At 48.2% G+C, this 12,389-nt stretch carries 7 protein-coding genes; 2 read left to right on the top strand and 5 right to left on the bottom strand.

Annotated features, from left to right (window positions below; translation table 11 throughout):
- Positions 1 to 405: 405 nt before the first annotated feature.
- Positions 406 to 1,644, bottom strand: a complete 1,239-nt coding sequence (locus tag OB13_RS07895; RefSeq protein WP_461489614.1) for a porin family protein — start codon at positions 1,642 to 1,644, stop codon at positions 406 to 408.
- 445 nt (positions 1,645 to 2,089) lie between these two features.
- Between OB13_RS07895 and OB13_RS07890 the strand changes: the two genes are divergently transcribed.
- Positions 2,090 to 3,001: an AraC family transcriptional regulator gene (locus OB13_RS07890; RefSeq protein ID WP_461489613.1), complete on the top strand. Its 912-nt coding sequence runs from the start codon at positions 2,090 to 2,092 to the stop codon at positions 2,999 to 3,001.
- Between the two features lie 241 nt (positions 3,002 to 3,242).
- Here OB13_RS07890 and OB13_RS07885 read toward each other — a convergent pair whose 3' ends face one another.
- From OB13_RS07885 to OB13_RS07870, 4 genes are all read right to left on the bottom strand, one after another.
- A complete protein-coding gene (locus tag OB13_RS07885) occupies positions 3,243 to 4,841 on the bottom strand; it encodes an amidohydrolase family protein (RefSeq protein ID WP_461489612.1) in 1,599 nt (532 codons plus the stop codon).
- 138 nt (positions 4,842 to 4,979) lie between these two features.
- Positions 4,980 to 6,518 carry a S10 family peptidase gene (locus OB13_RS07880; RefSeq protein ID WP_461489611.1) on the bottom strand — a complete coding sequence of 513 codons (1,539 nt, stop codon included), beginning with the start codon at positions 6,516 to 6,518 and terminating at the stop codon, positions 4,980 to 4,982.
- A 201-nt stretch (positions 6,519 to 6,719) separates the two neighbouring features.
- Entirely contained in the window at positions 6,720 to 8,240 is a 1,521-nt protein-coding gene (locus tag OB13_RS07875) for a SusD/RagB family nutrient-binding outer membrane lipoprotein (protein ID WP_461489610.1), read from the bottom strand.
- Between the two features lie 32 nt (positions 8,241 to 8,272).
- Positions 8,273 to 11,374: a SusC/RagA family TonB-linked outer membrane protein gene (locus OB13_RS07870; RefSeq protein ID WP_461489609.1), complete on the bottom strand. Its 3,102-nt coding sequence runs from the start codon at positions 11,372 to 11,374 to the stop codon at positions 8,273 to 8,275.
- Positions 11,375 to 11,795: 421 nt separating this feature from the next.
- Between OB13_RS07870 and OB13_RS07865 the strand changes: the two genes are divergently transcribed.
- On the top strand, positions 11,796 to 12,389 hold a 594-nt coding region (locus OB13_RS07865; protein ID WP_461489608.1), incomplete at its 3' end, for a WD40/YVTN/BNR-like repeat-containing protein.

Below are 12,389 nucleotides of genomic sequence, written 5' to 3'. Positions count from 1 at the left end.
TTCAGAAAACTTACGCTCACTTGAATCGGAGTGCTTATCTGGGATGAGTTCCTGAGCGAGCTATACCTTACAAAAAGCCCTTCCGGCTCTTGAGCCGGAAGGGCTTTTTATTTAGCTCCAGGGCGATTGACTGTGGCCGGAGGCATTTTTTTCGATCAACCAAAATCACATGCTTTTCTTTCATGCTGCTGTAAGGAACCTGACCGGTGAACGCTACATCGTATGCTGCCATCCGCAGGGTGTACGCGTTGGCTTGCCCCGCTGCGTAACCGCGGGTGTTGATCTCAATTTCCGGTCAGGCGTTTGTTGGTTTTAAAGTATTGTAAGTTTAGTTGAAATGAAAAAGCCGGCCCATTTGGGCCGGCTTTTTTGTAGGCTATACCTGCTGGTAAATGCATGTCGTCTTCAGAAGCCGTAGGTCAGCAGCAGGTAGAAGGCATTGATAGAGGAAACCATGCTTTGAGAGTAAGTCAGGCCACTGTTGATTTCATACCTGGCTTCCAGTGTTACGCTTTTGCCTTGTAGCGGAATGTGAATGCCTGTGCCTGCGGTCAGGCCCTGCAGCAGTGGCCGGAGGTAGCCTGGAGGAATGGCAGGTGTCGTCTCTGTATAAGAAGAGCCTCCCATATAACTCTCCTTGTGCGTTTCATTTGTGTCTTTTAGGATATAGCCTAACATCGGGCCACCGTTAACAAACGGACGCAGGAGCCCGTGTGGGTAGGTATACCGGAGCTGTACCGGGAGCTTAACGTAAAGCATATCAAAATTTGTCTGGTAGTTGTTGCTTCTGCCGTAATGAGGGCCCTGCTCTACGCTTCCCTCGAATTTTGCAGCTACCAAAAGCGCATCGATCTGTATGGTCAGCTTCTCACTGAGATTAGGTACAGCTACATTAAAGGCCAAACCAGCGCTGAGGGGAAGTTCGTTGTTGAAGGTGATCTCACTTAAATAAGATGACCCTCCGAATGTTAAATTGGAATAGGTATAGCCCAGCACCGGACCTACAGTGATCCGGGTCCTGCTTTTGTTTTCCTTGAGCACGGTTTGCTCAGGCGCGACACATTGGTTGTAGCGCTTTGCGATGGCGATGAGCGACGAGGCCATCAGCTTGACGCCTTTGATCTGTGCTTCATTGGGTTCCTTGCAATCATAAAAGGCAGCTGCCAGTGTACCCAGGTACGTTTGCTCCACCACTCTGTGATTTTTTTTAGTGACCGGGTCTATCCTGGTATACTCTTTCTGAGTCAGTTCTGTCAACTCTCCGTCATCTTTCGACAGGTAATAATGGTCTTGGTGAAAGCTGTCACGATGGGTATAGATACTGGCTTTGCCCTTGATGAGGACATTCACAAACAGCTTTTGCACCGGCTGTGTATCGGATGCCGGTATAGTCTTCGACTCGAAGTACTTGTTTTCTTCCGGGAAGCCATACCCGGCAATATCCACAGGGGTATATTCCTGCTCAGCGGCTTCCGGCGTCAGTTTGAAGGTGGTTAATTTGGCACTGCGCGTGTTGCCCCTGTAGTCGACGAGGCCCTTTACGGTGTCACCCTGCTGCACAATGTAGCCCGGCCGGAAATCTTTCTGGGCAAAAGCCTGGACAGTGAAGAGGGCAAAAAGGAGTACGAAGTAGATGTGTTTCATTCAGTTTAAGTTTGTTAAGCCAGCGTTAAAAATAGGGAGTAAATTCAGGATAAATTATATATACTCAATATTGTGTAATAGGATTTAACTTTAAGGGAATAAAACGACAAATCCCCTGAAGGAACTCACCAGGGGCTCTACTGCTGGTTAATTAATTTTCTACATCTGCGCCTGCACTTTGTGTGCCTGCACCCTGGTTGCCAGCCTGTTGGCCGTGATCACCTGCGGCAACCTGTCGGGTGGCCTTGTTATTCTTGTTGAGGCTTTTGATAGCGCAACTAAGCTGCATTTGAGTTTAAACAAGGGACTATCGCCTGTCTGATAAAATTTAGTTGTTTAAACTAGATTATTCGGGGTAAATAATTTAATATTCCCTTGAATTTCAGGTGTTTGTTAGAAATTCTGATAGAGAATAGTTAATATACTATGTCAAATTTCGGTGTGTATGAAAGTAATTCAATTCAAGGTACCCGTTGCACAAGCTGAATCGGTGATTGTAAATGAGGATGTATTACCCTTCTTCTATGAACACCTCCACCGCCATAAAGAAATGCAACTCACACTTATACTCAAAGGTGAGGGTACTTTGATTGTCGGCAATTATACACAGCCTTTTAAATCGGGAGATTTATACATTATCGGAGCCAATCAGCCTCATAATTTCAAATCTGATCAGAGTTATAGTGAGGATCAGGGTATAGCCACTGTGCATGCGATCCACATCTTCTTTGAACATGAGAATACACTCCAAAGCCTGAATAATCTTCCGGAAATGGAGTTTGTGAATAAGTTTTTGAAAAACACATGCCAGGGCTTGCAAGTGCCTGAAGTGTACGCACAGGAGGCAGTGAGGATGATTGTAAAGATCAGTAGATCCTCAGGTCTTAAAAGATTGCTCTCCTTTATCAGGCTCATTAAATACCTGACAAAACATGTAAAAGAGTATAAGTCCCTCACGACAGGCTTCTCCAATGGGCTGGTTTCTACGCCAGATGGAAGCCGGATGGACAAGATCTACCAGTACACGCAGGAGCACTACGCGGAAAATATTACGTTAGAGCGAATAGCCTCCGTTGTGCATATAACGCCCCAAGCGTTTTGCAAATTTTTCAAAACGCATACACGCAAAACCTACAAGACATTTTTGAACGAAGTCAGAATCAACGAAGCATGTAAGAAAATCATGAATGGGGACTTTGAGTGTATTTCCTCCATCGCTTATGCAACAGGATTCAACAGCGCCATTAACTTCAACAAAGTGTTTAAAAAGACGACAGGCAAATCCCCTAGTGAGTATATCAAAGAATATAAGCACGGATGGAAAGGAACAACTAAAATGCTCAGGCAGCCGGCCTGATTACCCCTATGCAGGGATTTCAGCAATGAATAAAGCATTGCCAGAAAACCAGTATACCTGGCTATAGGATGAATCCGTTTTTGAAGCGGCCATGTGCAAATGGCTCTATACCTGAAAAGCAGGTATAGAATTGGCTGGAAGGGAAGAGCAGCAGCTGAAGCCAGCTAAGCCAGCATGGACGTAGCCTTGATCCTGGCTGAGTGCCCAAATCAAAGATACGTCCGTAAGCGGCGATTGATGATCAGTGCGTATGAGGGGCTATACCTGGCTGTATGATCTGGTAGCCTGTTTTAGCCTTCTCAGTTTCCACCATTTTCTTAACCTGAGCGAGTAAGTCCTTTGCATCGTACACAATGCCGTCCTTGATGGTGTATTTTACGCCACCTACCCGGGTTACCTGGTTGTTGTCTACCAGCCGGATGGCGCCGGTGCCGTAGAGCACTTTAAAATCCTTGAGGGGGTTTGAGTCTACAATTACAAAGTCAGCCAGCTTGCCTATTTCTACGCTCCCGATCTCCTTTTCCATTCCCAGTAGTTCTGCCCCGCTTAGGGTAGCCGCCTTTATCACTTCGAGCGGGTGGAATCCAGCCTCCCGTAACAACTCCATTTCGCGGGGATAGGCGAAACCAAACAGCTCGTAAATGAAACCTGAATCCGTGCCGACCGTTACTCTGCCACCACGGTTTTTGTATTCATTGATAAAAGCCATCCACAACCTGAAATTTTCCCGCCACTGCACTTCCTGCTCCGTTCCCCAGGAGTGCCAGTAAGAGCCGTGCGCATTCCAGCTCGGGGCATAAAAGTCCCACAGTTTTGGCATCGTGTAGTCCTCGTGCCACTCAGCTCTCCGGGCTCTCATCAAATCACGGTTTGCTTCATAGATGTTGAAGGTTGGGCTCAATGTGAAATCCAGCGCGATCAGGTCATCCATCACCTTATTCCAGCGGTCAGAGAACGGGGGAGCCGCCTGCTTCCAAAGCGTGCCTGCCTCTCCAAACCGGTCCTGTTCATTGGTGTAATTATAATCTAATGAGTAGTGCTGCACCGTACGGTCAGTGAACATTGCTTCCGGCAAGCCATACCAATGTTCCAAAGAGCTTATGCCGGCTTTGGCGCTATGCAGTGCGTTCCAGCGCCCTACATCTGTCTGCGCATGATGGATAGCTGATCCTAAGCCGAGCTTTTTGTTTTCCTCTGCCGCTGCCTGCATCACTTCCGGAGAGGCACCAAAGAATTTTATGCCATCAGCACCATTTTTGGCATTTTGCCTGACCCATTCACGTGCCTGCTGCGCGGTGACGATGGGCTGCTTGCTATTCATGCCAAACCGGGTATAGGCTTTTATGCGCGGCGCTGTGATCGTATTTTGGGTGCTTTTTTTCTTTTGATCCAAGGTCCAGGCCAGTCCATTGCCGGCGGATGGCTCCCGGATGGTGGTCACGCCATGGGCCATCCAGAGTTTATACACATAACTTGCATCAACGCCATTGTTACCGCCGATGTGAGCGTGCGTGTCCACAAAGCCTGGCAAAAGGTACATACCGGTGGCATCCAATTCTTTGCCTCCGGCTTTCAGCTGCGGGCGTTTGGCCGGGTCTATGGGCATACCTGTGGTGCCTACCACGCGGATGTCGGCAATGCGGTTGTTCTCCACTACAATGTCTACAGGTCCCAGGGGCGGCGACCCAGTACTATTGATCAGAATAACGCCTCTTATAATCAGCTGTGGCCAGGGTCCTTCGCCTTCCTGCCGGGCAGGAACCTCAAGCGCCTGGGCATGAAGGCCATTTTGCAGAAAGAGACACAGCAATAGCAGCATGCCGGGTATGTATTTTTTCATACAGGGTGAATTTAATTTATGGTAACATAAAGCTCTACCCCTGCAAAGAGATAGAGCTTTATAGAATCCTACTACTAACTATTTTATACAGGTCCTTAATTAGTTGCTTGCTGAGCTTTAGACCAGTTTTACGCAGTTTTAACTGCCTGTTTGATTGGCCGGCCGGGTGTCACCAGCTCCTTTCTTGCGGGTATACTGGGCAGGTTGGCCGGGCTTAGGCAATGAGTCGCTGATAAACTTCCGGATATCCTCGTTTGAGGTGGCAAGGTCTTCACTGCGCAGGTACATCATGTGGCCACTACGATAGCCTTTAAAACTCATGCGGTCTTTCAACTTGCCACCCGGATCCATCTGCCACATGTTGTACTTGGCATTGAAGTAATCACAGGCACCATCGTAGTAACCGGACTGTACCATCAGGTGCAGGTTCGGGTTTTGCGCCATGGCTTGGCGCAGGTTGTCGCCTGTGTTATCGTCGCTGTTATCCCAGGGGCGTACCGGACCAAACATGTTATACTTAATGTCGGTTTTGTATTTCAGATGATCCTTGATGTATAAGTTGATCGCAGGCGTGAAGGAGTGCAGCCAGGAGGTGAGTTCCGGAGCGTAGTCGGGTCGCAGGCCTATGTCTTGGCGGTCAATTCCGATGTAGCGTGAGTCTAGCCTGCCCACGGTGAAGCCTTCCTTGCGCAACAGTTCCTTCCAGAAAAAGGCCGGGGGCACATTCAGGTTGTGCTGCAGGATCACCTCTTCCGATAAGCCGGAGTAATGTGCCATTTTGGCGGCGATGGCCTTTTTCTTCTCATCGCCCAGGCTCCATCCTCTCGTGATGGCAGGAATCAGTTCATTGATCGTGAACTCTTCTACTTGCGGCAGCATAGCCGTCAGATCCTGCTGTTGGAGGTCTGGCTTGAGCACTTTGTGATGCCATGCCGTAGCGGCGTAGTAAGGCAGCATATTGGCAGCTGCAACCGGCCCGTCCCGTTTAATGCCCAGCCCGGTTGGCGAAACCAGGATCACGCCGTTCAGGTACATCCAATGGGCATTTTGAAGCTCCAGCGCCAGGCCGGAAACACGGGTAGTACCATAGCTCTCCCCGATGAGGTACTTTGGTGAGGCCCAACGGTTCTTGCGTCCCACGAAGGTGTTGATCCAGCCGGCCAGGTACTTGATGTCGGCGTTGATGCCAAAGAATTTCTTCTGAACGTCTTCCTTAGATAAGGTGTTGACAGCTCTGGATAGACCCGTGTTCACAGGATTGACATAAACAATATCGGCCACGTCTAATATGGAGTGTGGATTTTCTTTTATCCCATAAGGCTGCAGGGGATACCCTTCATCATCAATGTTGAGCAATCTGGGGCCAGTATAGGCGATGTGCATCCATACGGATGCTGATCCGGGGCCCCCGTTGAAGGAAATGACCAGGGGCCTGTTCGCCTTGTCCTTTACATCGGTGCGTTCGTAATAGGTATAGAACAAGCCTGCGATCGGCTTGCCATCCTCATCCCAGACAGGCTGCATGCCGGCAGTGGCGGTGTAGGGAACGCGCTTCCCTTTGATGGTCACCTCGTGCTTTGTAGTGACCGTCGAATCGGTCTTCGGAACAAGTTGTTGTGCTGTGACCGGGATTATGGCAACAGCCATAACCAGCAGTAGAGTAAACAGATGTTTCATTTAGCTTAACATTAAACCACACATAATTTTAAGTACACGGACCATTAAAGTCCGTTTTATCAGGCAGAACCTACATACAACACTGTGCACCATACCTGATTCTGCTCAGGTATAGGAGGTGACTTGTACAAGGTATAGCATGCGCTTTAATCTTGTATGACAGCAGCATTGCCCGCCTGGCGGGCAATGCTGCTACACACTTTACTGGCGTGTATCCCAGAAAACTCTTTCGAGCAAGGAGCTTTTCTGTTCAATGTTCGGGTTGCTGCTTACTTCGTTGAATGGATAAAATAAAGATCGTGCAACACCATCCCAAACGGCTATTGGTGTCGGTATAGGCGTAATGGCAGGGTAGCCCGTTCTTCTCCAGTCCGTCCAGTTTTCCATCACTACTCCGAAGTTTGCGATGTATTTCTCATTGATGATTTGCTCCAGCTTATTATCCTGTGAACCAGACAGGGTGCCATGTGCAGCCAGGTAGTCCGTGATCGCTGCCTGTGGCACTCCGGCATCACTCATCGATGCTTTGATCCCCTCCTTGAAGAAAGTCTCCGCATCCCCTGGTGTACCGAACCTCAGTGCTGCCTCTGCTCTCATGAAATTATATTCCGAAAAAAGAAGTAGCCTGGATGGGGAATCCCCTCCATACGTAATCGCGGTACCTTCCAGGCTACCATCTGGTTTGATCCCTGCCGTGTTTACAGCTGATGCCGTACCTTTCAGGTAGCTGTGTAACCTTGAGTATTGGGTAGAAGGGGTAGATTCCAATATGGTGGAGCCTTTGTAAGAATCTGAATTGTATGGGAAGGCAACGAAGTAGGCAGATCTTCTGGGGTCCGCTTTTTCATTCATCAGGTTCACGATAAAGCGGTTAGGGAAGAACTGGTTCCTGAACTGGCCTCCCTCAATACTGGCCATCGGGTTCTGCCTTTGAGGTAGATTCAAGAACTTCATTTGAAAGTTATCGTCATTGGACTGCATAAACTCCGCGCCACTGTTAATTAACGCATTGATCTGCTGCGTTGCAAAGGCGGGATCGACCTCACTGTAGTGTAAGAACATCCTTAATTTGAGCGTATTGGCAAGTCGCTCCCATTTCACTTTTGAAGCAGCCCAGCTGGAGCTGGCGTAGATGGTAGAAAAATTATTTGGCTCCAGTGCAGAGGTAGGCGCATTAAGATCTACTATGGCCTCATCCAGAAGCTTTATAAGCAGCGGGTAGATGTCGGCATCGTTATCATATTTCGGATACTTGACCTCCGCGAACTTCAACCCTTCTGTATAGGGTACATCTCCCCAGGCATCCACGGTCACCTGGTAGGTATACGCTTTCAGTATCTTAGCAACCCCTGTGTAGTGTGGGCTCCCATTTTCGCTGGTGATGACGATCAGCTGCTCCAGGTCGGCAAGTATACCGGCAAATATGCTGTTCCAGGTGTTATTCACATCAGAATCGCTGATGGAGTAGCGCTCATAGTTTGTAAATGTGTTGTTGAGCACAGGGCCATGACCGGAGAACTGCTGCATGATCAGGTTGCTGTAGCGCATGAGGTCACTGCTTCCCATAAAGCCTATATTGGTAGTGGCAGAAGGCAGGATCTCAGAGGGCCGGGCTACTTTTATATTATTGGGGTCATCGTTTATGTCAAAAAAGCTCTCGCACGACGGGAAGATAAGCCCGGCAGAAAGTAAAGCGATGCTTAAAAGTCTGGTATATTTCATGTCTGAATTTGAAGTTAAGGTGAAAGAAGAGATTACAAAGTTGCCTTTAAACTCGCGCCTATCGTTCTGGCGATTGGCTGAATGCCGAATTCAAGGCCACGGGAGTTACTTACACCTTGCAGGTTCTGCTCAGGATCCAGATGCGGATAGTTCGGCGCATGGGTCAGCAGGTTGCGGCCATAAACAGACACTTGTAAGGCTTTGATGAAGCCAGCTTTGGAAAGTAGCGATTGCGGCAAGTTATAGCTGAGTGAAGCTTCCCGCAGCTTCACAAAAGAGGCGTCGTGTACATACCCTGCCCAGGCAACGTATTTTCCTCTCAGGCCCCAGTAGTCCTGTGCTGTCACATAGATGTCATTTGCTCTGCCGTCTTCCAGCACCCCTTCAAACAGGTAGGGCTTGTTAGGTGATCCATCTTCATTGAAGCGTGGGAATTCTGCCGTTTCAGCTGCTACCCCATAGATTCTCAGGTTGCCGGCAGTTCTTGAAAGAATGTCTCCTTTATGTTTCCAGTCTATCAGGAATGACAGATTGAAGGCTTTATAGGAGAAGTTGTTGGTGAAGCCCATGGTAAACTTGGGGTTCGGATTGCCTGTTGCAGATACACCTGGAGCCGTCAGAGGAAGGCCGTTTGATCCGATGATCATCCTGCCTTGGTCGTCTCTCCTGTAGTCGGTTGAGTAGATCAGGCCATACTGCTCACCTACTACGGCTTGGGTGTTAGGTGATGTAAAACCGCCGATAGTCAGTCTTGCAACTCCTGGGGCCAGTTCTTCCACAACCGTTTTGAATGTGGTGAAATTGACTGTTGATTCCCATTTAAGATTCTCGCTGGCAAGTGGGCTTCCTGATACCAGTACCTCCAGGCCTTTTGTAGATAGTTTACCGGCATTGGTAATCGTACTGGTAAAGCCCGAAGTAGCAGGAACCGGAACAGCAAAGATCAGATTTCTGGTATCTCTCTTGTAAACCGATGCGTCTACATAGAGGCGCTTGTTAAAGAAGCTCAGTTCTGTTCCTAGTTCAATCTCCCGGGTAAATTCGGGCTTGATGTCATAATTACCGGCTGAGTTTTCGTAGGTATATCCAGCCAAGCCATTGAATGGGAAATTAACAGTTGTCGAGCCCCAGCCATCTCCGGCACTTGCCTGGCCCCAGTAGGTGTTCGTACTGTAAACTGGGGCTCCCTTACCTACTTCACCCACGTTCGCTCTTATTTTAGCCGATGACAGTACATCGCTCTGTAAGGAGGGGAAAGCCTCCGTAGGAACAAAGCTTAGCGCTATGGCAGGGTAGAAAATGGACCGGTTCTCCTTTGTTAATGTCGAGGAAAAGTCATTCCGGCCTTTGATGTTTAAGGTTAAGTAACTTTTGTAATCAACAATAAAGTCTCCGAAGAAGCCCATCAGCCTTCGTTGTGAAAAGCTGGCGGAGGGGTTGTAGGATAAGAAGTTCTTCAGGTTATCAAAGCCAGGCACTACAATGCCCAGGCCTACTGCCGCCAGGTTGCTGCTATAGTTAGAAATCACCTCATTGCCCAGTGTCGCAGTAAACCTGAAATTGTCGCCAACTTTTTTATCTCCTGTTACAGTCAGATAAGAGTTGATATCCCGGGAAAAGACTTCTCTGTCTCTTACGCCACCGGTGCCAGCAGAGTTCGTGTTACCGTTGCTACGGATGCCTTTGTCATCAAAGCCCTTGCTGTTTGTTGTAAACACGTCGCCACCAATCCGGAAGTCAGCCCGCAGCCAGTCCGTAAAGTCATAGGCCAGGTTCAGGTTACCGTATACCCTGTTGGTTTCGTCTGTGAATTTAACATGCTCAAGCGCCCAGTATGGATGGTCCTCAGCAGCAAACCATTGCTGGGCCCCAAGCTCGTTCTGGTACGGCAATCCGGACAGGTTATAGCTTCTGGGCGTGTATATACCTGCCCAAAGCGGGTTAGACCCCTGGTTGCCTGCCTGTGTCCTTTCTGATTGGTTATTGATGTAATTGATGGACGTGTTGACTGTTAATTTTTCTGTCACGCTGGTGCCTGCATTGACACTAAAGGAGTTTCTGTTCAACTCATTGTTAGGTACAAGCCCGGTCTCGTGCGTGTTACCATAGGATATCCTGTAATTATACTTTTCGGTGGCACCTGAGAAGCTCAATGTATTTTGCAGGAATTTGGAATGCTGCAGGATGTCTTTCACATTGTCAGGGTAAGCCTTCAGCGTTTCGTCTTCCCCAAACCAGTTTTTTACTGTTTGCCCACTGATGCGTGGTCCCCACGAGCCTGGCGTGTTATTGGCATAGTTGCCATTGGTGCCTTGGGCATATTCATTCTGTAAATCAGGGAACTTGTTCATGGTTCCTACTCCATAGTTTGAAGTGAAGTTAATCTGGTTCTTGGTTCCCACCTTTCCTTTTTTGGTGGTGATCAGGATAACGCCGGAAGCCGCTCTGGATCCATAGAGTACGGTTGCTGCTGCACCTTTCAGCACAGTCATGCTCTCAATGTCATCCGGGTTGATATCAGATGCTCTGTTAGAACTGGCAACGCCTGCGTTTACACTATTGCTGCCGCCACTGTTGTCAATCGGTACTCCATCTATTACAAACAGAGGCTGGTTGCTTCCGGTGATAGTGGAGAAGCCGCGAATAGTGATGTTAGAACTGGAAAGTCCTCCTCCGGTGCCAGATATCTGCACACCGGCGACTTTGCCAGCCAACGCGTTGGTTACGTCCGTCACAGGAGACTTGGTTATTGCATCGGAACTTACCCCGCTCACCCCATAGCCAAGTGACTTCTTATCTCTTTCAATCCCGAATGAGGTGACTACTACTTCCTGCAGCTGCTTGGAATCCTGAGCAATGGCGATATTGTATACACTTTGTTTTGTGACAGCGACTTTCTGCGTCACAAAACCTATAAAGGACACAATCAGTGTAGCGCCCTCCGGTGCCTGCAAGCTAAAAGTGCCATCCACATTTGTTTGTGTACCTCTTGCCATGCCCTCCACAACAATGGTGACACCCGGCATAGGAGAGTTGTCCTCTTTGGCGACAACTTTGCCTGTAATTTCCTTGTCCTGTGCATAGGATATACTATAGATACTTAAGCACAAGAGAAATAAGAGTAGCTTTTTCATCATAACGTTAGTTTTATTTCCTATTGAAATATAGCTAATCATAAACTAGGTTTTCTGGCTAAAATCATGAAAATGCAGCCAATGTTAATTGTGGTTTAGGAATAGACAATTTTGATTAATCCAATTGCCTTATCTTCGGTTAAAAATCACAGGTTCCCTTTTTGGTAGCCTTTGAAGCTAGGGTTGATTTATAATTGTGTGCCAAAAGTAGCTCTGTATTATAGGTATAGATGTGGTCTGGTGATGGATGTTAAGCAGAGGAGGTCAGGGTTTTGGTTGCGGGTGAGCAGGGAGTGATTTCTGATGGCCTAGAATAAACCATACTACAGAGAGTAGTGTGCTTGCGGGGTTGGTTGTGGGGTGTTAGAATTTTTATAAAACAGACATTTGTTTCACATTATATAACCAACTCAATTAACATATGCAAAAGCGTATACTATTAGTAGCCCTGTTCATCACCCTCGGGTCAACGGCCATAGCTCAGAAGAAAATAAAGCAACCGAATGTAACGCCTGCGTCCGACAGGTTACAAGCCCTGGAAAAGAGAAAACAGTTGCAACAGGCATCTCTTGTAAACAATGTCAAATTCAAAAATGCAGGCCCCACTGTTATGAGCGGGCGTATAACTGATATTGAAGGCTCTCCCAAAGACCCGGCTACTTTCTATGCGGCTTACGCGTCGGGCGGCCTCTGGAAAACGACCAACAACGGCATCACTTTCCAGCCACTTTTTGATGATGAAGCGGTGATGACCATCGGCGACATCGCCGTGGACTGGAACAACAATGAAACGATCTGGATCGGAACCGGAGAGAGCAATTCCAGCCGCTCCTCTTACTCGGGCGTGGGTGTGTACAAGAGCACCGACGGCGGCAAAAACTGGCAACACATGGGGCTGGATGACACACATCATATCGGTAAAGTGATTATCCACCCGACCGATCCGAATACGGTATGGGTAGCGGCACTCGGGCATCTGTACTCCCCCAACAAAGACCGTGGCGTGTACAAAACC

This window comes from Pontibacter sp. HJ8 (genome assembly GCF_054824225.1).
This window is presented reverse-complemented; position numbering and strand designations above follow the sequence as displayed.

Excerpts from the sequence above, each read along its gene's own strand:
- OB13_RS07890 (WP_461489613.1), top strand. The coding sequence starts at position 2,090 with ATGAAAGTAATTCAATTCAAGGTACCCGTTGCACAAGCTGAATCGGTG.
- OB13_RS07880 (WP_461489611.1), bottom strand. The coding sequence starts at position 6,518 with ATGAAACATCTGTTTACTCTACTGCTGGTTATGGCTGTTGCCATAATC.
- OB13_RS07885 (WP_461489612.1), bottom strand. The coding sequence starts at position 4,841 with ATGAAAAAATACATACCCGGCATGCTGCTATTGCTGTGTCTCTTTCTG.
- OB13_RS07895 (WP_461489614.1), bottom strand. The coding sequence starts at position 1,644 with ATGAAACACATCTACTTCGTACTCCTTTTTGCCCTCTTCACTGTCCAG.
- OB13_RS07870 (WP_461489609.1), bottom strand. The coding sequence starts at position 11,374 with ATGAAAAAGCTACTCTTATTTCTCTTGTGCTTAAGTATCTATAGTATA.
- OB13_RS07875 (WP_461489610.1), bottom strand. The coding sequence starts at position 8,240 with ATGAAATATACCAGACTTTTAAGCATCGCTTTACTTTCTGCCGGGCTT.